A 23,134-nucleotide genomic window follows, 5' to 3' on the forward strand; every position below is an offset into this window, starting at 1 on the left:
ACGTACGAGTACGTGTACGACGAGGTGTTGTTCGCGTAGAAGTAGAAAAGGCCGGCACAGCCGCCGCTGCTCCAGTCGCCACCGACGCGGAGGACACGCCAGCCAGAATTGTAGTAGGCGTAGTCCGGAATATAGGTTGTTTCGCTTCCTCCGACCCCCGTAGGGAAGAACGCCCAGGGCATGGCAGCCGCTACGCCGATGGCCGTGATGTACCCATCGCTCTGTATCTTGGAGCCGATGTTCGTATAGTTGGTCGCGGTGTCATCTGCATAGCTCGCAGGGTTCAGGCAGACATATACCGTTCCGTCGGAGAAGTTGATCCCGTCGATAAACTCGAAGACATTGCCGTAGGGATTCTCGATGTGCCGGTACTGGACGGCGGTCTTTCCGTTCGTCCCAGCTGCGCGTCCGGTGTGGTAGATCATGCTGTCTGTGCCGCCGGAAGAAATGGCAGAGTTGTTGCTGTCCACATAGCCGCGCCCGATTTTGCTCTGGCTGTCCCAGTCGGAAAACTCCACCAAATAGAGCAGCCAGACCGCGCACCAAGACGCGAAGTCATACTCGCTCCACTTACTACCCTTTCCTCTGGCACCGGAACGAGCCGATGCGCGGGTCAGGTTGACCAGCGGCGCAGCGCCGGTCTTGGAATAATGGCCGGAGATCGTGTTGTAGCGGCCGACATACTTGCCGGAGCCGGGGTGTTTGGTGAAGCCGCTCTTGGCCTTATCCGCGATGTAGAAGTACCGTTTCTTGTTGGCGGCATCGTCGATAATACGGAAGTAATACTCGGGGATGAAGACGACGGTATCGTAGCTGCTTCGAGAGAAGCCGCTCTGCCCCTTCTTGTAGCTTACGGCATTGTTGATGATGTTGTACTCGTCCATGCCGCTCCACGGGAGATAGCTGTCGAAGGGGGAGCTGCCGGCGCCGGTACCGACCGCAGGCGCGGGATTCGTGGTGATGTCGACATTGACCAGTCCGTTCGGATCGGTGGACTTTTTCAGGCGGGTCAGCGCCGTCGACTGTGCATTGTAATTCCAGCAGACACCGAAGACCTTGACATAGGACAGCTCCAGCGTATAGCCGGTGTAGGAGCTGCAAGCTACGCTGCCGGTGGCCGTCTCGCCGTTCTTGGTGGCGGTGACGCTCCACGTGCCGGTGTTCGGCAGGTAGAACTTTGCCGTTCCGTTGCTGGTGGCCGTGAGCGTGGTGGAACCGTTGACCGCCTTGACCGTAGAGCCGCTGTCGATGGTGACGGTGAGGGTGCAGAACTTCACCGTTGCGGTGTAACTGCCGCCGGAGGTCGACACCTCCGCAGACGCCGTGGACGAGGATACCCCGCTCTTGGTGGCCGTCACGGAATAGGTGCCGGCATAGTTGACGGTCAGCGCACACTTGCCGTTGCTGCCGCAGGTGCCGGTATACTGCTTCGTGCCAAGTGTGGCGGTCACGACTGCGCCGGATTCCGCCGTTACGGTCAGCGTAGCCGCGAAGTAACTCAGCGTCACCGCGTACTGCTTGACCTGATCCACGACCACAGTCTCGGTGGCGGTGGTCTGCCCGTTCAGCGTGGCATACAGCGACCATGTACCGTAGCCGGGAAGATCAAAAACGCATTTACCGCCGACGCTGGTGCCGGTCAGAGTAGTCTCGCCGTTCGTACAGGTGATAGCCGATCCGGTGGCAACAGAGACCTCCAGCTGTGGAGCCACGCCGCCGCCCTTGGGCTTTTCCCATGTATATACGCCGGTCTGATCGTTGGCTGCCGTGCAGTAGAAGGTCTGCATGGTGTCTGTGTTCAGATACGACTGGCCGACCGAGCCCTTCGTGCTGGAGGTCGGATCGGTCTTGCCGGTGAGTGGCTTACTTCCGTCCAGCCCCTTGGAGAGCGTGTCGAGGTCGCTGGAAACGCCATCAAGGAAGGTGTCGAGCGATTCACCGTTATAGGTCAGATCGGCCGCGTCGCTGGCGCCGGACAGCTTCCACTGATACTTGCCGCTGCTGTCCTTGCCGCTGCAGACGTATTCCTTGCCCGTAGCGCTGTCATAGTAGTGCTGCCCTGCGGTACCCTCGGTCGTGTCTGTCGGCGCTCCTGAGCCTGTTGCAAGTGGATAACCGTAGTCCTTTCCGGCGACTGCCGCAGAGATATTCCCGTTCCCGTCGCCCAGCAGCAGACCCTTGACCATGATCTTATCCTGCTTGGTCTTTACCGCCTCAGTGATGGCAGCGGACATATCGCTCTGTGTGACGCAGGCGCTGGTGTCGACCGTCACCGTCCATGTGCCGGTATTCGAGCAGGAGATCAGCGCGTAAAAGGTGTAGACGAAATCCGGCGATTCTGTCTTGCTGGGAATGGGAACGCCCTGCTCCAGCTGGAACAAGGCGATCATGGCGGACGCTCCTCCGTTCACGCTGGCAGATACGCGGAACTGATTCAGCGTATAGGCCGTATTCGGCGCAGCGATGCGGAGCTTCAGGCGAATGCCGGAAGATACCCTCTCGCCGCCCAGCAGGCTCGCGGTCTGCTTTTCATTGACGAGGGCGGTCTGTGCCATCATTGCCGCCGCCGCGACGGTGCCCTGCCCCGCAGCTGCGCTGTCGAAGTTCAGGGTCTTTTCATTCACCCACTCATTGAGCAGGCTGTTGCCGGCGTTGGTGATGACGCCGTTCCATGTTGCCATAGTAAAACACCTCCGTGTCAGTATCGAATGGCGGCCGCGCTGTCGACCAGCTCGCAGCCGATACAGGCCGCGCCGAAATACTCTGTTGCCAGTCCTCCGGCGTCGTAGTATTCTACCTCGTCCAGCACCGAGCGCAGATTCTTGTAAAAGTCAACGCGGTCGATCACGCGCTGATGTCTGACGGGGTCGACATCCTCATAGGTGGCGTCGATCAGCAGCTTGAAGTGGTACGGCTTGCCGCCGTATTCCCACCATTCGCTGACCTGCGTATCGGGGTAGATGGCGGAGATCGCCAGCACGACTGCCGCCTTGGTGCCGAGCCTGCGGTGAACATTCCATGAGTCTTTCAGCGTCCGGCGCTTTTCCTCCAGGGTGTAGTTGGCGTCCCACCAGTCAACCTTGAAGTCGTTCGCCAGAATGTCCAGCAGCTCGTTCGGGAGCCGGTCGATCTGTGAGTAGATCGACACGCTCTCGATCTCGCCTACGCGGGCAGCCAGCGCCTCGGCAACAGCAGAGGCAAGCGCTGCCATATTGTCGTCATTGGCAAGGACTGCCGGCAAGGAGGCCAGCAGGTTTTCCTTCGTGATGCCGTGCGCCTTATTCATCCTCGTAGCCCCCATTCGTGGCCGTGATGGTCCCGACCGACGCAACCTGCGGCGTCGTGTCGTCGGAGCCATCCCGCAGCGTGGTAAAGACCGGGCTGGTCAGCGCCACGCGCTTGATGCCGGTCTGCATGAGCTTTCCAATCAGCACGGAGGGGTTGATGTCGCGCCCCAGCTTCCCGCACTGCCACGCGACGAACTCAGCCACGGCCTTGTCGACCGCAGCCTTGATCTCTGTGGAGCTGAGGGCGCCGTCCTTCGGCACATAGTAGGTGAAGGTGATATTGTAGCTCACCTTCTGCGGGTCCTTGACAGAGACCTTGTCTGTCAGCGGCCGCACCGTGTCATCGTTGCAGGCAGCGAGGACAGCATTCTTGATCTCCGTGGTAGCGATGGTGCCGTCGTCCATGAGGACATAGAGGTCCACCGCTCCGTCGCTGGGGCTGTTCGCCACCACGTCGGCGATCTTGGTGCTGACCTGCTTGGCAAAGTAGATATACCCACCCTTGGCTCCGGCGCAGCTGTAAGCGTCCTGACTGGCGCGCATCAGCTCATAGAACTCGTCGTCAGTGGCCTGGTCTGCGCCGTCATCGCTGGCGGTGAGGTTTTCGCAGCGCTCACAGTAGTCGAACAGGTCAACGAAGGTGTTGATCTGTCCCACTGCGTAGCCGTTGCCGACCGCACCAACAGTCTGGCAGCGGATCTGCACATCGGCATAGGTCTCGCCGATGGACACATAGGCATCCGCGACCGTCTCCCATGTCAGCGTACCGCTGGCGTCAGTGACGCGCGTACCGGCAGGAATGAGGATCGCCGTGGTCTGTGCCTCGGAGATATGGAAGCGCTCGGTGCAGACCGCAGCCTGCGCCGCCGGGCGCTGCGTGACATAGAACAGCTCGGCCAGCGCGTCCAGGTTTTCCCCTTCCGCGCGGCTTGGGATATTCTGATTGCCTGTGTAATTGTTCAGCCCGCGCTCCTGAATCACCACGGCGGCCACGAACTGGATAAACAGTTTTTCGGGGCTGGCGGGCTTCACGCTGACGCCGGTGATTTTTTCGTAAATGGAGATCAGCAGCGATTCCACCGCTTCGGTGTCGGTAGAAACAAACTGATATCCCGTATTTCTCTCACTCATTGATGATGTTCACCTCCACGGTAGGGATCAGCCTGCCCGGGGCGTTTCTGTCGGCCGCAAAGGTCACATTCACCACCTCGGCGCGGGGCTCGTATTCTTCCACTGCCTCTTTGACCTCGGAATACATCATAGGCATAGCTACCGGCAGAGGCTTATCCACGAACTTCTGAGGAAGACCGAAGCCGCGATACAACGGACAGGTCCCCTGCCGCGTGGAAAGGATAATGGCGATATTCTGCAAGACAGAGCGGACGGTGTCAGTCTCGTTGAGCTGCACCGCGCCGATGTCAGATGCGGTCACCTTGTAGCTCATGGCAGCTTTACCCCCTCAGATACTCTTGCAGGCTGACGGACACGGTGGCGCTGGTGACGTTGCCGCGTCCGTCATAGGTTTTCATCTTCATCTTGTGATCAAGCACGGACCAGCGATATTTCCCGTAGCCCTTATTGCCGATCACCAGCGGGACGGCGATGCCGCCGCGCTCATAGTTCCACAGCTTCACGACCTCGGCGATAGGATCAACGCCGAGGTAAGCGGAGAGAACGATGTCGAAGGTCATCTTGTCGGGGTCAAGGCCGGTGAACTCCGTAAGAGCGTGTGTGCCGTGCCGCTGATGGGTCGCGTACCGGGCCGACCCAGACCAGGTGACATTATTGATCGTTTCGATCGTGCGGTCAGACACCGTAAAAACGATGTCGCCCAGACAGCCGACCATTCCCATGCTCAAAAACCTCCTAACACAAAACCGTCCCCGTTGAATACCGGAAGGTATAGGCAGAGGACGCGGTCATTCACCTTCGGCATCCAGTAGGTCAGATGCGAGCCGGGCAGGTGGTCGTGGTCGGGGAATTCGCTGGCTGTGCCGCCGCCGGTGAAGGTGTCCGTGATCTCATGCGTGTGCTTTGCGTCCGGCTTTATGTAGAAATTCGCTCCGTAGTGCTGGATCACATAGAGCCAGTCCGAAATGATACCTGTGTCCTTAAACTTGACACGAGCCCTGCGCTTTGCGCTGTCGACGGCCGTTACCGTGCCGGTCTGAACGAGCCTCGAAAGGATATTCTGCAGTTCGTCCATCAATATCCCTCCAATGTCTTGCGCAGCTTGACCTGCGTGGTATAGCCGGACGAGCCGACCGAGTGCGCAGCCTGCTCCACAATGTATTTCCCGTCCCACGCACCCCAGCCGGTGAGCTTGGCTGTGACGCCGGCCACGATATCCGGATTGCCGGGCAGCGTAAAGGTCGCGGTCTTTGCGTACTTGTTGTGCAGCCGGAGATATTTTTCGGCCTTGGTCTTGGCCTCGGCCACGCTTGCCACCTTCGCGGTGATCTCCAGCTGCTGGTTGTTCTTGGCCTTGTCGTTGTAGTCCTCGACCTTGACGGTGGCCTCGATGCACTTCCCTGTACCGGGGTCTGTGTAGCTGACGCGGCAGGAAGCGTACTGCGTTCCGGCCGTTCCCGCGTTCAGCTTGTGCTTGGTGTAGCTGCCGCTGCCGCGGACGATGGTCAGCACGGGGGATTTCTTCTCGTAATCCTCCTGGTCGAAAAGTACGATCAGGTTATTGGTGGCTTTCAAAGAGATGCCCGCCTCGTGGCACAGCTTGGAGAGAAAGGCGATGTCGCTCTGCTTGTACTGCTCCACGCGGCCATAGGACGGGTCGCTGTTGGCGAGGAACATACAGGTCATTCCGTTGGCAGCGGCCATCTCGTTTGCGATGCCGGAAAGCGTGTAGGCCTCCCATGCCTTGGATTTCTCCGTCTGGCGGATCTGTGCGCTGTACGGAAGAGCCGTCGCCTTGATGGTAATGGTGTTCGGCGGGCCGGAGGCGTCAACGCTGTCCAGCTCAAACTGTCCGCAGTCCAGCACCTTATCCCTGCCGCCGCCCGTCCAGTTCTCCCGAACGAACACGGCGCTGATCTTGAAGCCGGCGCCGGAAGCAGAGGCAGGAGCGGCGGCAGAAGCATCGCCGCCCCCGCCGCCGGATTCCTTGATGTACGATGCGCTGACATAGGCGGTTTTGCCGTTATAGCTGACCTTCGCCCAGCCGTTTTCAATGCCCTCGACCTGCAGCTCCGCGCCGCAGACCAGAGCACCGTATTTACCGTAGCTGGTGCTGGGGCCAGAGCGGACATTCAAGCCGCTTTTGGCGGTGACCTTGTAGAACTTTGCCGCACCATCGGTCTTGGCCTTGGAGGACGCGGACAGGCTCCCTGCGGAGGCTGCTGCGTCGATGGCATCGGCCAGCCACTTTTTGAGCCATATATCATCGCGGTCCTGAAGCTTCAGCTGCAGATCGTCGGTGCCGTCCGCCTCCTTGTCGGTGTAGGTGGCCGACAGGAAATAGGGGCGCATACTGCCGGTGATGTCCGCGCCCTGGAAAAATATCTGCGCCGTGACGCGGCGTGCCTGATTCGGGCTGCTCATCCGACCACCTGCTTCCACGGGGGCAGGGCATCGCCGACATCCTCAGCAGGGTCGGGCAGCTTCAGCACGATCCCGGCCGGAAAGGTGTAGTACCCGAGATACTGCGGATTGAGATTCATCAGCCGGTCGGTGTACGCTTCGCTCCCCAGCTGGGAGAAGGCGATGCTGTCCCACATATCGCCCTGAATGGTGGTGTAGGTCTTCCTCATTTGTAGGCCCTCCTTGCGGTGTCGATGCCGGCCTCCTCCATGACTTCAAGGACGCGCTCGGCGAACTCGTCTCCGTACTCACGCAGAGCTTCCACCGTCTCGGGCGATGCGCTGCCGTTGATCTGAAACACGATCTGCAGCTCCACCGATCCGGCGCCGGAGCCTGCGCCTGGCTCTGCCGAAAGCGCGCCGTCGCCATGGATGGCGTGCAGTGCCTCCAGCAGCTGCGGGGCGAAGGTGATGGCCTGGATCTCCATGCTCTCGCGCATAGCGGCGGTCTCCTCGGCGGTCATGACCTGCTCGCCGCCGTTGAAGTAGACCAGCTCCGGGCCGTTTTCGCCGACGAGGGCAAAGCCGGGTGCGGCGGACTGCGTACCAACTGCGTAGCCGGGAATGCTGCCGGCCGTTCCGGTACCGGACGCGGACAGTGCGGCTCTGGCTGCGGCGGCGACGCGGTTGTAGGCAGCGGTCACCTGGGGCAGCATACCGACAGCTCCGTCGATAAAGCCCTGAATGGTGGCCTGCGCGCTTGCCTTGGCCTCGTCGCCAAGGTCCATCGCTTCAATGTCCTCAGCAAGCGCCGTCTGCAGCTCGTCCATGGTGGCCGTGAAGTCGGTCTTGAGGTCGGCTACGCTCCCCGCTGCGTTCTGCTGCTCCTGCTGCAGAGTCTTCCAGTTGGCTACCATCGTGGCCAGCTGCTCGTCGGTGGCGCCTGCCATGCCGGCGATCGCGTTCACGCTGTCGGAGCTGCCGTCAGCAAAGGAGGCGATCATGTCGCTCAGTCCCTCGATGTCGGCGCTGCGGTCAGTCAGGGATTGCAGGTTGGCGTTGTAGTCCTGCCAGTAGGTGATCTGGCTCTCCAGTGCAGAATTGATGCTGCCTGCGCTGGTTGCAACGACCTTTGCGGCCTCGTCCCAAAGCTGATACTGTCCGGATATGCTTTCGTATGCCGCGCTGTACGCCTCGTTGTAGGACTCCACAAGGGCAGCGATCTTTTCCTGCACGCCGGAGATGGCAGCCTGGAACTCGCTGACCTGTGCAGCAGCCTCCTCGGACGCGCCAGTGCCTTCGTTCATGGAGGCGGTCAGATTCTTGACCGCCTCTTCCGCGAGGGCGATCTCCGCCTCAGCATCGGAAACGGCGTCTGCGTCCTCCTCCATCGCCTTGTTGTAATTCTTGATGGACTTCTCAGCCGCCCATATCTCGTTGTTGGTATCGTAGATGGAGTTTTGCAGGTCGTAGTATTCCTGCGAGAGGAAAGCGGTCGCATCGGTGTAATAGCCGTACTGGTTGTAATAGGCATCCGCCTGCTTCTGCGCGTCTGCCCATAGCGCATCCATCTGCGCGTAGGTATCAGACAGCTTCTGCTGGGCGGCCTCCAAGCTGTACTGCGCCTTGGTGAGCCCGATGCTGTTTTCTTCTGCCTCGATCAGCACGGCGGAATACTGGGAGTACAGCTCGGTGAGCTGATCCTGATAGGCCTGCTGCATGGCATTCTGCTTCCACGCCTCGGTGTTGGCGCGGAGTGCTTCGGTGCCGCCGTTGATGGTGTCGGTTTCGAGGTCGATATAATCGGCCAGCTCCGGTACCACCTGGCAGAGCAGAGCCAGGGTGTTGTGGTACTGCCTGTGCTGCTCGTCGGTATTGAGCCCCGCCGCCTCCATCTCCTCCAGCTTGCCGATGTAGGTGTCTGCGACGCCTGCAGCGGCCATGGTGGAGGTAACGGTATCGTCATAGGTGGCCTTGGCCTCGTCCATCGCCTCCCGCATTCCTCGGGCGGCTTCGGTCAGCTCCTTCACACTGGGTACGGCGTCATTCGCCGCAGCGGTGGCCAGAGCAACGATGCCAGCCGTGATTGCGGCCACGGCAGCGGTAACGCCCATGATGACATTGACGCCGGGGATCGCCGCAGTGAGAATTGCACTGGCGGCTGCGGCTATCTTTGCAGCGACCGCATAGGCAGCCAGCGCGGCGACGACCGCGCCGATCACGCCTGCAAAGGCGGTGATGGCATTGACCAACGCCGGGTTCTTCTGAATGAACGCCGTAATGCTGTTGAGGACCTTTGTGCCGACGCCGTAAGCCTCGCTGAGCGCGGGAGTATAGGCGTCGCCGATGGCTACCTTGAGGTTGTTGTAGGCGTTCTGCATCATGGTCAACCGGCTCTGCGCGGTGGCATAGCGCTTGTTGGCCTCGTTGGTGAGGGCGGTATTCTGCTGCCAGGCGGTATTTGCAGTGTTCACCGCGCCGGTCATCTGGTCTGCGGCAAGACCCAGGGCTTTGAGCATATTGCTCTGCCGGATGCCGGTCAGACCCAGGTCTTCCAGTACGAGGACGGTGCTCTCGCCCTGCTCGTCCAGCTTGCCGAGCCCGCCGATGAAGGAAGTCAGGGCGCTCATGGCATCGTTCTTCCACGCAGAAGAAAATTCTTCGGAGGACATACCCGCGATACGGGCGAACTCCGTGAGGTCGTCCCCGCCCTTTGCAACGGCCTTTTCAATGGCGTTGAGCGTCTGGGTCATGGCGGTACCGCCCGCCTCGGCTTCGATGCCGACAGAGGACATCGCCGCCGCCAGAGCCATGATCTCCGGCTCGGTCAGTCCGGCCAGCTTACCCGCCGACGCCAGGCGCGTACCCATCGCCACGATCTCGGATTCCGTCGTGGCGAAGTTGTTGCCAAGGTCAACGATGACAGAGCCGAGCCGTCCGTAATTGTCCGTTGCCATGCCGGTAATGTTGGCGAAGCGCGCAAGGGAGGTTGCTGCCTCGTCAGCTGTCATGTTGGTGGCAGTGCCGAGCATGGTCATGATCTCGGTGAAGTCCAGCAGGGCGTCCTTTTGGATGCCGAGCTGTCCCGCGGCTTCGGTTACCGCCGCGATCTCCTCTGTGGTGGCGGGGATCTCCGTGGACAGCGCCTTGATGGAATCCGACATTGCCGCCAGTTCCTCGTCTGTGAGGTCTGTGGTCTTGGCGACGCCGGTAATGGCGCTCTCAAAGTCCATCGACGCCTGCGCGCAGCTGGCGAAGTATTCGTAGATCTCTTTCAGGGCGACGGCGATGCCTGCGGCCACGATGGCCTCGTGTACCTGATTAAAGGCCTGCCCCGCCTTGTCGCCGAAGGTCATAGCTTTATCGGCGGCCTCGCCCTGCTTCTTTTTCAGCGTGTCGATCTTGCCGGCAAGCTGCTCGGAGCTGTGGGAGAGGTCGTCGGTATTGACGCCTGCCTCTTCCAGAGCCCCGCTCAGCTCGTTCAGCTTTGCCGTCTGCTTCTCCAGCGAGGCGGAGGTCTTGTCGATCTGAAGCTGCTTTGCCAGCAGCTTGTTCTTCATGTCGGCGGACTCGTTGCCGGTTTCCTCCATCTCCCGCTGAATATTGTCATATTGCTGCCGCAGCATTTCCAGCCGCTTCCGTGTCGCTTCCACGGCTGCCTGCTGCTTTTGGAATGCGGAAATATCCGCCTGCGTCTTGGAGAGGGCCTGAATTTCCTTCTGCATGGACACAATTTCCTGCTGAGCGGCCTTGAAGGTCTTGCTGTAATTGCCTCCAAGCTGCGCGTTCAGCTGGAATAGCATCTCATACTCTTTGCGGCCTGCCATAGATGGCCCTCCTTTCAGATTTATTTATTCTTGCGTCGCTCCCGAGCCTCCTTCACAAGCTGGTTGCTGACCTTGATCCACTTGCACAGAGACGGCAGGGGCAGCGATAGCCAGTAGGAAACAGGGGTCTGATTGGTTTTCGCCATCGTAAGACATTGCCTGCGGAGCCAGACGCCGCCGTCGCCGGTTACAGCTCCGATGCCAGTAAAAAACTGCGAGCCTTGCTCCGCACACGGTTGAACTCGGAGATAGGCAGCGCGCGGAGCGCATCATCACCGAGGCGGCGCGGCCTGCCGCTTCCGTCAACGATGGTCGCGGTACAGGCGCGGGCAGCCATGCGAATCAGGAACTGCCCGGAGAAGGTCGGCGAAATGGTGGGCTTGCCGATAGCCTGAAGCTCGTCCTCGATGGCCAGCGCATCGTCGCCGGTCAGACTGTCGAAGTCGAAGGTCAGTTCGGAGAAGGTCTGCCCCTCGTAGGTGAAGGGCTTTTTCAGCTTCACGGTGAATGCGCTCTCGCTAATTCTGGCCTGCTCCTCAGCGGCAGCGAACTCGTCATGATCCACAGCGGTGGAAAAAGCATCGGGAGAAATAATATTCTTGTTGTCAGCCATGATGAAACTCCTTTCAGAATTGAAAAATATGCCCGGAGCGGAAAACCGCCCCGGGCGAAATGTGGATTACATGCCGAGCGCCGTGCGAACAGGCGCCAGATAATCGACGCCGTTGATTTCGCACTTGAAATTCAGCGGATCGATCTCGCGCACCTTCTTGCCGTCGATGTAGGTCGCCCAGTAGCGGACGGCGTACTCGCCGGAGCCGTTGGAGGGAGAGGCGGGGGCAACGGTGCCTCCCTTGTCGCTCTTGGGGATAACAACAAAAATGTGCTTCACAGCGCGCACGACAACCTCGCCTGCGACGACATCCTCGTCCTGCTGTGCCACGCGCAGGTCAATGGTGTGGCGGCGGGGCTCGGAGAGCTTCACGCTCTGCGCAGTGACGGTGCGGAAGTTCAGCCCCAGCGTCATCGCGTCGAAGTGGCCGAGGATGACCGCCTCCACATTGCCGGCAATGCCGGCGCCAGAGATGGACTGCGTCAGCGCGGTCAGGTCAGGCAGGGTCGCCTGTGCCATACCGACATATTCAACAGAGTCCTCGTAGACCTTGAAGTTGATAATGCTCTGATCCATGATTCAAACCTCCTTTTAGCCCTGCAGGGCGCTGGTGACATAGCTGGCGTCATACTCCAGCACGAAGTCGATCTCCTGAGCAGGAGAGGGCGGCGTCATGTAGACATGGAGCTTGATGATGCCGGCCATGAGGTTGGTCAGCGGGTTTTCGTTCTCCAGCATCTCCACACGAGCGCCCAGAAGGTAACCCATACCCACCAGACCGTTGAGCCAGATGTTGGCGGAATCGAGAACGGTGTCGATCAGGCGGCGGGTCATAGGCTTGTCCAGCTTGCTCCAGAAGGTCTTGATGAGGGAGTTGCCGACCCAACCGAACATACGGCTGACCGGGATAAAGTAGTCCTTGACATCGGTGTTGGAGGGATAGCAGGCGGTGTAGTTGCCCCACGCCACCCAGCCGCTCATGAAGTTCAGCGCGGTATCCACGCCGACGCCGTTGAGGTAGTTGGCCTGCGCAAGCGTCAGGTTGACCTCGGTGCCGTCCTCCAGGCAGAGGCCGTCGCACTGCAGCCCCTTATTGGAGGGGGACTCATAGGGGCAGCCGCCGTTGCCGGTGTCGATCTGCGCCATCAGCCCCGCCATCTGGGTAGACAGGTGGAACTTGTAATCGCCCAGCTTCGCCATCGGCCAGAAGGCGATCTCGTCCTCGTCGGCGATGTTGGCGGCGTTCTTCTTGGTGAGAACATCGGAATAGGTGCGCGCACCGGAAGCGCCGCAGTCAATGTCGATCAGTGCCTTGGCGCGGAACAGACCGTTGATGTTGCCTGCCTTGGCGGTCATCGCAGCGGCCACGGTAGACTGCTGAGAATAGCCAGGGGCGCACAGCAGATCGGGGACGATGCCCAGCAGGGTCAGGCACAGCTCCACATTCTCCATCGCGGAGGCGATGTCAGATGCGGTGACGGTGGATGCCTTGACCTTGTTGTAGGCGATGTTTACCTGCTCTGCGTCATAGGCGCTGCCGGTAGACAGCAGCTCCACTACCAGATGCTCGCCGCTGTAATAGGCGTTATAGTCGGTGCCGGACACATAGGCAGAGCCGGTACCGCCGGCAGGCTTGATGACCAGAGTGGAATCGTTGATGGCCGCGATGGGAAGCTTTACCTTGTGCTCCGTCACCGCAACATCGGTCGCGGCAGACGCCTCCTTTGCGGTGGCGATATCCAGAACATTGCAAAAAATGACGGGCTGGCAGGCGAACAGCTTGAAGTGCGAATACATGAATTCGCAGAGCGTGTAGGTTGCCCAGTCGTCGGAGTAGCCCAGCTTCTCCGCCGCCTCGGACCAACTGGTGCAGAGAACAGGGGTGCCGGGGGCAGCAGGCTTATCCGCCGCCTGAACAGGAGCCAGACCGACCACGAAGGGGACGCCGGACTCCGCCACGACAGGGGTGCTGACGCTGGTAGCCTGCTGAGAGACATATACGCCGTGGTTCATTGAAATTTCCTCCTTACTTCATGCCCTTGGCCAGCTTGTGATAATTCACATACAGCAGGTTCCCAGGCGTTTTGACTTTGATGCGGTCGGCGGGGAGCGTTTCGTCGCTCACCACCAGCGACGCGATCAGCGGGTGCTGCTCGATCACCGGGGCAAGTGTGTCAAGGACTTCCTTCCGGCCGCCGCGATAGATGGTGCCGCGCTGGATCACGCCCATCATGGTCGGACCGAGATAGACGCAGAAGCCGCCGGTGTCGGCGACCTTCTTCGGCGCGGCAGGCTTTTTCTTTGCCGTCTTTGGTGCGGCGGGCTGAGCCGCCGTGTCGATGATTTTTTCGCTCATAGGTTAACCTCTCTTTCCACGGGGGGAAGCTTCCATGTGGAGATCATTTCCCCCACGAAATAGGGGGCGGTGTCATCGGGATAGACCAGCGTTTCAAGCCCCGCCTCCAGGTCAAGGGTAAACTGCCCCCCGATCACGACCTGCCTGAGCATCGCTATGCGCAGCCGCTCCATGAGATTCAGCAGCATCAGCCCACCCTCCTGCTCGTCATCGTTATAGACACAGCAGATAGACCGGACCTTGGCACTGGAGGTCACGCGCTGTCCCTGCGGCTGTTGATCCATGCCGGTAATGACCTGGTGCAGCACATAGGGGGCCTTCTTGGTGGCGGAAGTGCCGTCCGGCAGGCGCGTCAGGTAGACATTGGCAGGGCGGAAGCTCTGCTCCGTGTCGCCCTTCTGCAAACGGGTCGGCATGATCAGGTCGGCGGTGACCTCCTCAGTAAAGGCCCGCAGGCGTTCCAGCAGAATGATCCTTGTCATAAATCAGCCTCCCCATCCGTTCAGCACGCGCAGGATTTCATGCTCAATGCGCTTTTCGTAGGTGTCGCGGATCGTTTCGTCCATCTTCTCGATGACTTCTTCGTTCCGCATCATGTGTCCGGTAGACGGACCAAACTTCTGCTCCACAGGAAAACGCGGCGAGCCGACGCGCTCGAAAACGGCAGTCGGGCCGAAAATACGGGCCACGAATGCGTGTTGAAGCGTCGCGGCTCCGCCGTTGCGCTTTACCTGTGTCTGCACGGTGCCGTCCCGGCTGTATGTGGTGTTGAAGGTCAGCAGTGGGAGCACGGTGCCGGAGAAACTGATGCTCATACCCATCACGCCTCCCGCACCGCCTGTGATGTGGGTCTTGGAGTGAACTCTTCGCATGAATTCACCCTTGTTGATGGTGTACTCGGCGGCGGCGAACTGTCCGGCGCGGGTCTTGGCTGTATCTCCGGCGCGCCTCAACGCGGAGAAAGCCGCCTTGTAAACGCCGCCCGGAACATTGTGCAGCAGCTTGTTCACGCGCTCCAGACTGCCGCCGCCGACCTCGTTGACGCGGATAAAGCTCATTCGTCCACCGCCTCCAATTCTACGCGCAGCATACCCATCTCACAGACCGAGGACGCGATATAGAACTCTCGGAAGAAGCCTCCGCCGCCCTCCTGGTCGTTGATCCTGATACGCTGCCCCCGCTCCGGCTGCACCCCGCCGAGATCGGACAGGGCGCAGTGGAGAACGGAGGAAACGATGTAAAGCCCCTGGGCATGGTCACTCATCAGCTGGCGGCGGTCCTTCTCCTTCAGACCGGAGAGGACGATGGGAATATCCTCGTAGGTCGCCCCGTCATACTTGACGGTGCGCTTTTCCGCGAACTCGTCGCAGTTGAGGAACACGCCGAAGTTGTCGCGGGCGACCATATCCTTGAAGCCGCTCATACCACAGGCGCCTCCGGCGTCAGCACAGGGGGCGCTTCGCCGTCGTCCACGCCGTCGTCGTCCTCGGCAATCGCGTCCTCCAGCGGAACATCCGTAATGGCGGCGATCAGCTGCGCCTTGGTCTTGAGCTTGGCGGTGTCGATACCCATCTCCTTGGCCAGCTCCGTGAGCTTGGCGTTGGTCAGCGTTTTAAGCTGCTCGGGATCAAGGTGGGCACTTTCCGCGTCCTCTGCGCCCTCGTCGCCGTTAGACGGGTCAGCGCCAGCCCCGCTGCCGTCCTCGCCCACAGGGGGCGTTGCAACAGCGGGAGAGGGCGTTTCCGTAGCGGGGCGGGCGACGCACAGGGCGAAAAGGCGCTGCGCCTCCTCTTCGGAGACCTCGCAGATACCGCCGCGGTCGATGGGAATGGGGTGCTTCGAGCCATCCGGCCTGTAGCCGTATGTGCCGCAGATGATCTCAATTTTCGTCATAGCAGTCTCCTTTCCGCGCCGGGTCAGGACACAACTTCCGCCGCGTAGATGTACGGGCAGTAGTTGTGAGGAGCAGCCAGGGGGCGAGCGCCCAGACGCAGCTTGCGGATGTCCGCCTCCTGGTTCAGAGAGAACTTCGGAACGCGGGTCGCCGCATGGGACGCGAACTCGGTGGAGCCGTAGTCGATCTGGGTGATCTGGCCATACATCAGATGGCCGCAGCCGGGGGCGGTGACCATGGCGGAGGTGGCGGGGAAATACTTCTGCTCCGCGCCGCTGCCGTCGATGTAGGTTTCGTCTACGGAGATCAGGTTCAGCTTGAAGCCGCCGAAGTTCAGCGTACCCATATAGACCACGCCATCGTAGCGGCTGAGTTCCTGGTCGATGGTACCGATGATGATGCCGCTGTTGCGGTCGAGCAGCTTCTGCACCTTCTCCATGTCGAGGATCGCGTCGGCTGCGTCAGAGCCGAGCACCAGGTCAACCGCGCGCAGGCCGCGCTTGGACAGCTTGCGGCACATGGCCTTCACATCGCCGAAGAAGTCGCCGCCCGTGGCGTTCCACTTGGTGGCCACGGTATAGGTGTGGTCGCTGGCGTCATCGAAGAACTTGACATACAGCTTCTCGCCCTCGGTCTTGTCGTCGATGTAGGTCTGCATGGTGCAGGCGTTGTTGATCATGGTCTGCGCGCACATCCACTCCTCGCGGCGCACGATGCGGCGGTCCATGTCGGTCAGGTCACCCAGCTGCAGACGGGCCGCGCGCTGGGCGGGGGTGCTGTTGGCGTAGATGGCCTCACCGAAGCCGCGCTTGCGCAGCTCGTCCAGCGTCAGCAGGCGGGACGGAGCGATGAAAGCGGGCTGATACTCGTGGATCTCGTAGCCGCGGCGATCCATGGGGATATCGCCGGCGCGGGCGGAGACGAACGCGGCCATCTTGCGGTCGCCCTTGCGGTACTCAGTCAGCACCTTGTCGCAGGCGAAGATGTCGCCCTCCCCGGTGGGGAAGTAGCGGTCCTTGAAAAAGGTCTGCTGAGGAACGATCTCCTCGGTGATCGCCATCAGCACATAGGTGTCAAAGAAATTCAGTTCAGAAGCCATTGTTGATTCCCTCCTTAGTTGGCAGCGGCAGCAGCCTTGAAGACGATGCCGCGCATACGCAGGTTATCCTTATCACCCTCGGTGATGGTGTAGCTGGCCGAGACCGTCACCTTGCCGATGTCGAAGCAGCCGGCGGTGTAGACTGCCACCTTCTCGTCGGCGGCGGTGCCGACGTCGATGTCGTCGCACAGGATGCAGTCGGGGGTCAGGGTCTCGTTTTCCTTGGCCGTGCTGCCGAGAACGACCAGCTTGCCGTCGCCGGCCGTGCCGGAGGACTTGGCAAGAATGGTGCCGCGCTTGAGCGTGGCCGCAGCGGACAGCTTGCGGATAACGCCGCCGCGCACTTCGGGCGCGGGCTTGATGTCGGTGATCAGACCGTCAAAGGTCATCTCGCCGAGCTTTTCACTCAGATTGATCATGTTCTTAGCCCTCCTTCTTCTTGCCCAGCAGGTCAGCGACCATGCTCCGGGCGTTGGTCATGCGCGCCTCGGGGGTGTCGTTCTTCTCGCCGTCTTCGCTCTCGGGCGTTTCGACTGCGGGGGCAGGAGCGGCAGGAACGCCCTCAGCGCCGGATTCCTCGCTGTCGTCCTTCAGATCGGTCAGAAACTTCTTGCCCTGCTTGGCGGCGTTCTTGGCCGCTGCCATCAGCAGGTCGGCAGCAGAGCAGGGCTTGTCGCCGTACTTGGCCTGCTGCACGTCCGTCGCGTCGAGCAGGCCGGAAATCTCGTCGATCTCCTGCATACGCGCACGCTCGGCCTGGATCGCGGCGTTGACCGCCTCAGTGTGATCGACGGAAGCGCGGGCGTCGGCCTCCACCTGGGCGATCTCGTCCGGGTACTTTGCCCGGAGCTCTTCCTTAGTCATGGAAATTCCTCCTTCATCGCCGGTGACTTCCGGCTTGTTTTTATCTGTCTCAACCGGGGCGGAGGCCTCGGGTGTGACCGTGGGAATGTTGTCCGGCGCAAACATGCCGGGGGCAAGGTGCATCTGCCTCCCGTTCACGAACAGGCTGCGCCCGTCCGCGCTGGCGGCGATGCTGGTCGGCTCCGCGTCCTCGATCAGCTCGTCCGCAAAGCCCTTGTCGATGGCCTCGCGGCCTGTCATATAGGTCGTGTCCGCCATCATGTGGGAAATCACCGTGGCCGACAGCCCGGTCTTGCGCGTGTAGACCTCCATCTGCATCTTGTCCCACGCCTCCTGCTGGGTAGCCTGTTCCCGTAGCTCGTCGGCGTTGTAGCCGCCCCACAGGAAGGTCCAGCATTTGTGGATCATGACGAGGCTGGAGGGATTGACCCTGACCGTATCGCAGGCGCACATGATAAGACTGCCGCCGCTCATGGCCACGCCGTCCACGATGCAGGTAAGCTTCGTGCCGTTCCGCGCCAGCTCCCGCAGGCGGTTGTGGATCATGTTGGACGATCCGGCGTCGCCGCCGTAGCTGTTCATGCGGATAGTGATGGACGTGCAGCCGGAGATCTGCTTGAGGTCCTCCAAAAACTCGGAGAGCAGGATGTACTGCCCCTCGACGGGCTCGCCCCACCAGTTCGTAGGCTGCTCCTCGTAGATGTCTCCGTACATGGTGATCTCGGCATCACTGCCGTCCACCGTGGCCATCGTATAGACCTTTTTCGAGATGCTGACGGCGGGAGACTTTCGCCCAGCTCTCTTTGCCGGAATACTCATGCGCATTACCTCTTTTCTTTCCAGATATCGCTTGACGGAATGTAGGGACTGTTCAGCCACTCGCGGATTCCCGCGCGGCAGTTCTCGTTGCAGCGGCGCTCCATGTTCTTCGGGCAATAGGCGCAGTAGTCGCTTGCATAGTTCCAGATGGCGAGCGCCATGCTCCGCACATTCAGGCTCTGCAGATGCTCGAAGTTAGTCTTCATCGCCGTCACCTTCTTTCGGCGATGCCGATACAACGGTGACCTTGTTGCCTCCTGCCTGTGTCAGCAGCTCGTTTTCTCGCTGCAGCTGCTCCACATTCTCCTCCCAGTCGCCGCCGCTCATCTCACGGCTGACCTGCTCATGGGTCTTGATGGCGTTGTCGATCAGCATGAGGGCGGCTTCCGCCTCCTTCTTGGGGTCAAGGCTGCCCTGCACGGGGCCGATCCAGCGCGCACCGCACCATGCCTCCCGCACAAGGGGGTCCGTGAAGAAGCCGGGGGCGTTGATGCGCCCCAGAGCGACCGCTTCGGCCAGGAACATCTCATAGACCGGCTGGCAGAAGTCGTCCACAAACCACTTCCGGCGCATTTTGAATGCTTCCCACGCCTCCAGCAGCGCGCCTCGGCTTGCGGAATAGGAGCTGTTGAACTCCTTGATCAGCACATCGTAGGGCAGCTCCAAGGCTGCGCCGACCAGCTTGCACAGCGTCTTGACAAAGGTCTCAAAGCCAGCGGTGGGGATGTTCGGATTGCCGAAGTTGACCTTTTCCCCGGGGGCGAGGTGCGTCACCGTACCCGGTCCCATCTCGTACTCGTTGTCATCATCGGAGATGTTGTTCGCCATCGGTCCGCCGTCCGCGTTGACCTCGGTGGGGACGCCGGCAATATCTCCTGCGCCGACCTCGTTGAAGGGTGTATCGGAGGGGTCGGTCTCCGTTTCGATCCATGCAGTGAAGAAGCTCTGCACCAGCGCCGCCATCAGCTCGGACTCCGTATAGCGCCGAAGCTGGAGCAGCGGCTCGATGACCTGCGCCAGATAAGGAACACCGCGGTACTGGTCCGGGCGTTCACTGTCCATGATGTGGAGAATGTTCGGCAGGCCGGTCTTGGCACCGTAGGCCTCAACGCGCTGCCACTTCTGCGGCTCGCTGGTGATCTCGTGCGGGTAGGTGTTGCTGATGTGATAGGCGACCACGCGGCCGTTGCTGTCCACCTCCACGCCGTCGTAGACCTTGTGGCCTGCGCCGGGCTTTCCCTCGGGGATCTTGCCCTCCACGAAGCCGCCGATGGTGACACCGCCGCCATATTCGCTTGGCGTGCAGGCGCGGTCTGCCTCCACGATGTGCAGCCGCAGGGTATAGGGGTTTAGCGGTGTTGCCGGGTATCGCTTGACCAGTGCGAACACGTCGCCGCTGAGCAGCCACGACTTCAAGGCGAGCTGTTGCAAACTCTCAAAGTTGTTCAGGCCCAGCGCGTCGCAGTTCTGCTTTTTCCCTGCCCACAGCCGGAATTCCATCTCCGCCGCGTGCTGCCACTTCTTCGCCGCCTCCGGGGAGATGCCCAGCACCTCGCGGTCCACGGACGCTTTGAGCGTCAGCCCCGTCCCGATGACCTTGGTGCGGTTGGTATTGATCGCCGCCGTAGCCACCGGCGCGGCCATGTAGAGCATTCGCGCCCTCTGCCGCAGGGTGGCGTTGTTGCGGTTGATGTCCTCATTGGGAGCGCCGCTGTCCGGAACAAATCCCTTGAGCGCCCGCCGCGTCAAGCTGGCCCCGGCTTCGCTGTACCCCTTCGCCTGCGGCGCGGCTGCGCGGCGGCGGTCTTTCTTGTTGCTCAATGCTTATCGCCTCCCGTTTTCGGAATAAAAAACAGGCCGCCCGGCGGCGAAAGGAGCAAACTCCGCCGGACTGCCTGTGCAAAAAGCCCTTTCGGGCGCTTTGCCGGTATCATTTTCGTGACCTCACGAAAAAGGTCACCAGTCGCGTGGAACGATGCCGAAAGCCTTTCTCGGCTTGCGGCCATTCAGCTCCGCTAAAAGTTCATCGACCTTCTTCTCCGCGTCCTCGATCTCGTCCTTCAGATCAGGCAGGTCGAAGCGCGTCAGCTCGCGGTCGTCGATGACATAGCTTTTTACGCCGCCGTCCACAAGAGCCAGATATGCGGCGCGCAGCTTTGAGAGGGCGCTCTGCCAGAAGTCCAGCCGCGCCCGCAGTTCAACTTTATCCATATCGGACACCTCACCAATCGTCGTAGTATTTCTTTCCGCTTCTGCGCTTCGGCCTCTGCTTGGCGGCGGGAGGCGGCATGACAGGCGTTGCAACAGGGGCAGGAGCGCGTTCGCCGCCCGCCTCCTTTAGCCGCCTGTCTATCTCGTCCAGGTTCTTAGGAAGCGCCTTGAACGCCGCCAGCGCATAGTTGCGGCAGTCCAGCGCCTCGTTACGCTCGTGGCCGGGGATCTTCTTCCACTGCCACGGCTGCTTTTTGTTGGGGTCGTAGACCTTGACCTCGGAGAGCAGCCCTGTGAAGTAGCCGGAGCCGTAGTCATCCCGCTTGGGGAAGTGACAATATTTCGCGCCCGGCGTCTGTACGCGCAGGTTGTCCATGATGACCTCCTTGCCGGAGTCAACGCCGATCTGGTATTGCCAGCAGGTGCCGACCGCCGTCTGCTTGATGATGATCTTCTGCTTTTTCGGCGGCGCGGTGTAGGGCTTATCGCTGCCGGGCATACCCTTGATGCAGAACACCTTTTTGCCCAGCCGCGCCCGGCACTGCATACGGACCTCCTGCGTGAAGTGTCCGCCCTCGTCCACAAAGGACATTGACATTTTCAGCCCCACGCCGTTCTCAAAGCGCAGAACGCGGTCAAATACCAGCTCGTCCAGCTGCGCCCATACGGCATCGTCGTCGGGCCGTCCCATGATGATGCCTTTCTCAATGCCCCATGTCTCACCAAAGTGGCCGTGGCCGACGATCTCATATTCCATGCGGTCGTCCTGGGTATCGACACCGGCCGTCAGAACAAGCACGCCCTCCGGCAGCTCAGCCGGGTATTCCTCCCGGCGCGCCATCAGACTGTCCTCGTCCTCCAGGTCTCCGCGATCCTCCCACAGCTCGCCGAAGCAGGTGTTGTAGACGACCTGCATCTTGCGGGTACTGCCGATGGCGTTCAGGTATTTCAGAATGATGGATTCCCAGCTCGCCCACTGGCTGACAAAGGCGTTCAGCCAGAACGAGCGCGTGCCCTGCTCATAGGCAGCGGGGTTGTCCGCCTCCCATCTTGCCGGGGCGCGCTTCATTTCCGCCTCGGTGGAGATGCAGCCGCAGCCGGGGCAGGCATAGCAGACGCTGCGGACCTTGTAGGTCTTTTTCCCCGCGACGATGATCTCGTCGTGCTCAAAGCGGATGTCCGCCCATTGGATCTCGTGATACTCGCCGCAATGAGGGCAGCGGGATTTCCACCTCTCCATCGTGCCTGTCGCGTAGGCGGCTTCAATGGCGCTGGCGTTTTTGACGGTGGGCGTGGACACCTCACCGCTTTTCGCGTTGTAGAATGTCGTCTGCCGCGCCATCGCCAGATCCCACGGGTCGCCCTCGTTGCCGGCGGACAGCGCCCAGCGGTCGCGCTCGTCACCCAGCACATAGCGGATGGGCTTTGACGCCAGAGCGTGGGCCTCGGTGGAGCCGCACATCGTGAGGATGCCTCCGGGGTAGGTCTTTTGCAGAATTGTGTTGCCGCTGTCGCGGCTCTTGGGGTCGCTGACCTTCTTTCTCAGCGTGGGGCAGTCGCGGATCATCGGCGCGATGCGGAGCTTGGAATACTCCTTTGCGTCAATGGTGGTAGGGTGTACAAACAGGATCGAGCCGGGGTCCTGGTCGATCACATAGCCGATGCAGTTATTGAGAAATTCAGACTTGCCGACCTGGGACGCGGCCACCATGACGATGTGCCGTATCTTTGGGTCGGTCCATGCATTCATCGGCTCGCGGAGATAGGGGGTGCGTTCGGTGCGCCACGGTCCGGGCTCTGCGGCGCTCTCGGCCGACAGGCGGCGATTCTGCTCCGCCCATTCGGTCACGGTCAGGTCGTCCGGCGGCTTCATGCCGGCCAAGACTTTCCCGATGACGACATTCAGCCTCTTTACCCGCTCGCGGGCCTCTTTCTCCTCTATGAGCCGGCGCGTTTCCTTATCCGTCATCGGCATCACGCCCACTGTCAGCTTCCCAGGCCCTCCGATCCCGGACGCGCTCCTCGTATTTCTTTGGGTCATAGCGGTAATTGGAGAGCTCCCGCATGGCCTTGTTGACCTCGCGGCGGATAATCTCGGCGGCCTCCGCTGGGGAGTTCGCCGAGGCCACGTCCACGGCCAGACGGCCGGGCAGGGCCATCATCGCCCCGCGAATGGCATAGATCAAGTCGGTAGTCATCGCGGCCACGTCCTCGCTCCGGTGCATTTTGCCTTTCAGCTCCTCAGCCTCCAGCTTGGCAATGGTGGCCTTGGACGCCTTCATCGTCGTCTCCGCCACGCGGCGGGTCTTCTCCAGCTTCTTATCCTCTTCGTCCATCGGGCCGTCAGACAGGAACTTAACATACCGCTGGACGGAATCGGCAAGGAGGAAGCGCCCCTTGCTGACCTTTTGCAGCTGACCGTCCTCCGCCATCTGGCGAATGCGCCGTCCTGTGATGCCCAGGACGCAGGCCAGCTCTGTCGTGCTTACCTCTGTTTCCCCGGTAATGACATCAATAGCTTCAGACATGGCGCTCCTCCTTCCTTGCGCAGTCCAGCCGGCTTGACTGTCTGCGTAAATTGTGATATGGTATTGATGTTCATTACCGTACCCAGAGGAACGCAAAGCCCGA

The 23,134-nt window shown here is 60.9% G+C and carries 26 protein-coding genes; all 26 read right to left on the reverse strand.

The features are described from left to right. Positions 1-2,681, reverse strand: a 2,681-nt coding sequence (locus H8Z83_RS00005; RefSeq protein ID WP_207731955.1) for a hypothetical protein, incomplete at its 3' end; no start/stop codon positions are given. Positions 2,682-2,698: 17 nt separating this feature from the next. Further along, positions 2,699-3,286, reverse strand: a complete 588-nt coding sequence (locus H8Z83_RS00010) for a phage tail protein I (RefSeq protein ID WP_187013161.1) — start codon at positions 3,284-3,286, stop codon at positions 2,699-2,701. Beyond that, positions 3,279-4,418, reverse strand: coding sequence for a baseplate J/gp47 family protein (locus H8Z83_RS00015; RefSeq protein ID WP_187013162.1), 1,140 nt, complete (start codon positions 4,416-4,418; stop codon positions 3,279-3,281). The genes H8Z83_RS00010 and H8Z83_RS00015 overlap by 8 nt, the downstream gene beginning before the upstream one ends. Continuing rightward, positions 4,411-4,731, reverse strand: coding sequence for a GPW/gp25 family protein (locus H8Z83_RS00020; RefSeq protein ID WP_118358568.1), 321 nt, complete (start codon positions 4,729-4,731; stop codon positions 4,411-4,413). Before H8Z83_RS00020 ends, H8Z83_RS00015 begins: the two co-directional genes overlap by 8 nt. A gap of 7 nt (positions 4,732-4,738) precedes the next feature. Beyond that, complete coding sequence (locus tag H8Z83_RS00025; RefSeq protein WP_118358570.1) at positions 4,739-5,140, reverse strand: phage tail protein; 402 nt, start codon at positions 5,138-5,140, stop codon at positions 4,739-4,741. A 2-nt stretch (positions 5,141-5,142) separates the two neighbouring features. Beyond that, positions 5,143-5,493: a hypothetical protein gene (locus H8Z83_RS00030; protein WP_187013163.1), complete on the reverse strand. Its 351-nt coding sequence runs from the start codon at positions 5,491-5,493 to the stop codon at positions 5,143-5,145. Continuing rightward, positions 5,493-6,842: an SH3 domain-containing protein gene (locus tag H8Z83_RS00035; RefSeq protein ID WP_187013164.1), complete on the reverse strand. Its 1,350-nt coding sequence runs from the start codon at positions 6,840-6,842 to the stop codon at positions 5,493-5,495. Before H8Z83_RS00035 ends, H8Z83_RS00030 begins: the two co-directional genes overlap by 1 nt. Further along, positions 6,839-7,051: a tail protein X gene (locus H8Z83_RS00040; protein WP_187013165.1), complete on the reverse strand. Its 213-nt coding sequence runs from the start codon at positions 7,049-7,051 to the stop codon at positions 6,839-6,841. Before H8Z83_RS00040 ends, H8Z83_RS00035 begins: the two co-directional genes overlap by 4 nt. Further along, positions 7,048-10,647: a phage tail tape measure protein gene (locus tag H8Z83_RS00045; RefSeq protein ID WP_187013166.1), complete on the reverse strand. Its 3,600-nt coding sequence runs from the start codon at positions 10,645-10,647 to the stop codon at positions 7,048-7,050. The genes H8Z83_RS00040 and H8Z83_RS00045 overlap by 4 nt, the downstream gene beginning before the upstream one ends. 20 nt (positions 10,648-10,667) lie before the next feature. Continuing rightward, positions 10,668-10,793, reverse strand: coding sequence for a hypothetical protein (locus tag H8Z83_RS19835; RefSeq protein WP_256435276.1), 126 nt, complete (start codon positions 10,791-10,793; stop codon positions 10,668-10,670). A gap of 41 nt (positions 10,794-10,834) precedes the next feature. After that, positions 10,835-11,260: a hypothetical protein gene (locus tag H8Z83_RS00050; RefSeq protein WP_187013167.1), complete on the reverse strand. Its 426-nt coding sequence runs from the start codon at positions 11,258-11,260 to the stop codon at positions 10,835-10,837. Positions 11,261-11,326: 66 nt separating this feature from the next. Continuing rightward, entirely contained in the window at positions 11,327-11,836 is a 510-nt protein-coding gene (locus H8Z83_RS00055) for a phage major tail tube protein (protein ID WP_187013168.1), read from the reverse strand. 15 nt (positions 11,837-11,851) lie between these two features. After that, on the reverse strand, positions 11,852-13,273 hold the full coding sequence (locus H8Z83_RS00060) for a phage tail sheath family protein (protein WP_187013169.1): 1,422 nt from the start codon (positions 13,271-13,273) through the stop codon (positions 11,852-11,854). Between the two features lie 13 nt (positions 13,274-13,286). Continuing rightward, positions 13,287-13,616 carry a hypothetical protein gene (locus H8Z83_RS00065; RefSeq protein ID WP_187013170.1) on the reverse strand — a complete coding sequence of 110 codons (330 nt, stop codon included), beginning with the start codon at positions 13,614-13,616 and terminating at the stop codon, positions 13,287-13,289. Next, a complete protein-coding gene (locus H8Z83_RS00070) occupies positions 13,613-14,098 on the reverse strand; it encodes a hypothetical protein (protein WP_187013171.1) in 486 nt (161 codons plus the stop codon). Before H8Z83_RS00070 ends, H8Z83_RS00065 begins: the two co-directional genes overlap by 4 nt. A 3-nt stretch (positions 14,099-14,101) precedes the next feature. Next, a complete protein-coding gene (locus tag H8Z83_RS00075; RefSeq protein WP_187013172.1) occupies positions 14,102-14,674 on the reverse strand; it encodes a hypothetical protein in 573 nt (190 codons plus the stop codon). Beyond that, a complete protein-coding gene (locus tag H8Z83_RS00080) occupies positions 14,671-15,039 on the reverse strand; it encodes a hypothetical protein (protein ID WP_187013173.1) in 369 nt (122 codons plus the stop codon). Before H8Z83_RS00080 ends, H8Z83_RS00075 begins: the two co-directional genes overlap by 4 nt. Beyond that, the gene (locus H8Z83_RS00085) at positions 15,036-15,509 is read right to left on the reverse strand and encodes a Rho termination factor N-terminal domain-containing protein (protein WP_187013174.1); all 474 of its coding nucleotides are present in this window, start codon (positions 15,507-15,509) and stop codon (positions 15,036-15,038) included. The genes H8Z83_RS00080 and H8Z83_RS00085 overlap by 4 nt, the downstream gene beginning before the upstream one ends. 23 nt (positions 15,510-15,532) lie before the next feature. Beyond that, positions 15,533-16,609 carry a major capsid protein gene (locus H8Z83_RS00090; RefSeq protein WP_187013175.1) on the reverse strand — a complete coding sequence of 359 codons (1,077 nt, stop codon included), beginning with the start codon at positions 16,607-16,609 and terminating at the stop codon, positions 15,533-15,535. A gap of 14 nt (positions 16,610-16,623) precedes the next feature. Then, positions 16,624-17,028, reverse strand: a complete 405-nt coding sequence (locus H8Z83_RS00095; RefSeq protein ID WP_118729365.1) for a head decoration protein — start codon at positions 17,026-17,028, stop codon at positions 16,624-16,626. Between the two features lie 4 nt (positions 17,029-17,032). Beyond that, entirely contained in the window at positions 17,033-18,292 is a 1,260-nt protein-coding gene (locus H8Z83_RS00100) for a head maturation protease, ClpP-related (RefSeq protein ID WP_243184663.1), read from the reverse strand. Between the two features lie 5 nt (positions 18,293-18,297). Then, complete coding sequence (locus tag H8Z83_RS00105) at positions 18,298-18,498, reverse strand: hypothetical protein (RefSeq protein ID WP_118729363.1); 201 nt, start codon at positions 18,496-18,498, stop codon at positions 18,298-18,300. After that, positions 18,488-20,113, reverse strand: a complete 1,626-nt coding sequence (locus H8Z83_RS00110; protein WP_187013177.1) for a phage portal protein — start codon at positions 20,111-20,113, stop codon at positions 18,488-18,490. Before H8Z83_RS00110 ends, H8Z83_RS00105 begins: the two co-directional genes overlap by 11 nt. A gap of 135 nt (positions 20,114-20,248) precedes the next feature. Then, the gene (locus H8Z83_RS00115; RefSeq protein ID WP_118358604.1) at positions 20,249-20,503 is read right to left on the reverse strand and encodes a DUF6148 family protein; all 255 of its coding nucleotides are present in this window, start codon (positions 20,501-20,503) and stop codon (positions 20,249-20,251) included. Between the two features lie 10 nt (positions 20,504-20,513). Beyond that, positions 20,514-22,472, reverse strand: coding sequence for a phage terminase large subunit family protein (locus tag H8Z83_RS00120; protein WP_187013178.1), 1,959 nt, complete (start codon positions 22,470-22,472; stop codon positions 20,514-20,516). Beyond that, the gene (locus H8Z83_RS00125) at positions 22,462-23,031 is read right to left on the reverse strand and encodes a hypothetical protein (protein WP_187013179.1); all 570 of its coding nucleotides are present in this window, start codon (positions 23,029-23,031) and stop codon (positions 22,462-22,464) included. Before H8Z83_RS00125 ends, H8Z83_RS00120 begins: the two co-directional genes overlap by 11 nt. Positions 23,032-23,134 lie beyond the last annotated feature (103 nt).

Origin of the sequence: Dysosmobacter segnis (genome assembly GCF_014297285.1) — a bacterium.
GTDB lineage: Bacteria > Bacillota > Clostridia > Oscillospirales > Oscillospiraceae > Oscillibacter > Oscillibacter segnis.

Bases quoted from the DNA above. Each gene is read 5' to 3' on its own strand.
- H8Z83_RS00010 (WP_187013161.1), bottom strand. From the start codon at position 3,286: ATGAATAAGGCGCACGGCATCACGAAGGAAAACCTGCTGGCCTCCTTG.
- H8Z83_RS00015 (WP_187013162.1), bottom strand. From the start codon at position 4,418: ATGAGTGAGAGAAATACGGGATATCAGTTTGTTTCTACCGACACCGAA.
- H8Z83_RS00020 (WP_118358568.1), bottom strand. From the start codon at position 4,731: ATGAGCTACAAGGTGACCGCATCTGACATCGGCGCGGTGCAGCTCAAC.
- H8Z83_RS00025 (WP_118358570.1), bottom strand. From the start codon at position 5,140: ATGGGAATGGTCGGCTGTCTGGGCGACATCGTTTTTACGGTGTCTGAC.
- H8Z83_RS00030 (WP_187013163.1), bottom strand. From the start codon at position 5,493: ATGGACGAACTGCAGAATATCCTTTCGAGGCTCGTTCAGACCGGCACG.
- H8Z83_RS00035 (WP_187013164.1), bottom strand. From the start codon at position 6,842: ATGAGCAGCCCGAATCAGGCACGCCGCGTCACGGCGCAGATATTTTTC.
- H8Z83_RS00040 (WP_187013165.1), bottom strand. From the start codon at position 7,051: ATGAGGAAGACCTACACCACCATTCAGGGCGATATGTGGGACAGCATC.
- H8Z83_RS00045 (WP_187013166.1), bottom strand. From the start codon at position 10,647: ATGGCAGGCCGCAAAGAGTATGAGATGCTATTCCAGCTGAACGCGCAG.
- H8Z83_RS19835 (WP_256435276.1), bottom strand. From the start codon at position 10,793: ATGGCGAAAACCAATCAGACCCCTGTTTCCTACTGGCTATCGCTGCCC.
- H8Z83_RS00050 (WP_187013167.1), bottom strand. From the start codon at position 11,260: ATGGCTGACAACAAGAATATTATTTCTCCCGATGCTTTTTCCACCGCT.
- H8Z83_RS00055 (WP_187013168.1), bottom strand. From the start codon at position 11,836: ATGGATCAGAGCATTATCAACTTCAAGGTCTACGAGGACTCTGTTGAA.
- H8Z83_RS00060 (WP_187013169.1), bottom strand. From the start codon at position 13,273: ATGAACCACGGCGTATATGTCTCTCAGCAGGCTACCAGCGTCAGCACC.
- H8Z83_RS00065 (WP_187013170.1), bottom strand. From the start codon at position 13,616: ATGAGCGAAAAAATCATCGACACGGCGGCTCAGCCCGCCGCACCAAAG.
- H8Z83_RS00070 (WP_187013171.1), bottom strand. From the start codon at position 14,098: ATGACAAGGATCATTCTGCTGGAACGCCTGCGGGCCTTTACTGAGGAG.
- H8Z83_RS00075 (WP_187013172.1), bottom strand. From the start codon at position 14,674: ATGAGCTTTATCCGCGTCAACGAGGTCGGCGGCGGCAGTCTGGAGCGC.
- H8Z83_RS00080 (WP_187013173.1), bottom strand. From the start codon at position 15,039: ATGAGCGGCTTCAAGGATATGGTCGCCCGCGACAACTTCGGCGTGTTC.
- H8Z83_RS00085 (WP_187013174.1), bottom strand. From the start codon at position 15,509: ATGACGAAAATTGAGATCATCTGCGGCACATACGGCTACAGGCCGGAT.
- H8Z83_RS00090 (WP_187013175.1), bottom strand. From the start codon at position 16,609: ATGGCTTCTGAACTGAATTTCTTTGACACCTATGTGCTGATGGCGATC.
- H8Z83_RS00095 (WP_118729365.1), bottom strand. From the start codon at position 17,028: ATGATCAATCTGAGTGAAAAGCTCGGCGAGATGACCTTTGACGGTCTG.
- H8Z83_RS00100 (WP_243184663.1), bottom strand. From the start codon at position 18,292: ATGAGTATTCCGGCAAAGAGAGCTGGGCGAAAGTCTCCCGCCGTCAGC.
- H8Z83_RS00105 (WP_118729363.1), bottom strand. From the start codon at position 18,498: ATGAAGACTAACTTCGAGCATCTGCAGAGCCTGAATGTGCGGAGCATG.
- H8Z83_RS00115 (WP_118358604.1), bottom strand. From the start codon at position 20,503: ATGGATAAAGTTGAACTGCGGGCGCGGCTGGACTTCTGGCAGAGCGCC.
- H8Z83_RS00120 (WP_187013178.1), bottom strand. From the start codon at position 22,472: ATGACGGATAAGGAAACGCGCCGGCTCATAGAGGAGAAAGAGGCCCGC.
- H8Z83_RS00125 (WP_187013179.1), bottom strand. From the start codon at position 23,031: ATGTCTGAAGCTATTGATGTCATTACCGGGGAAACAGAGGTAAGCACG.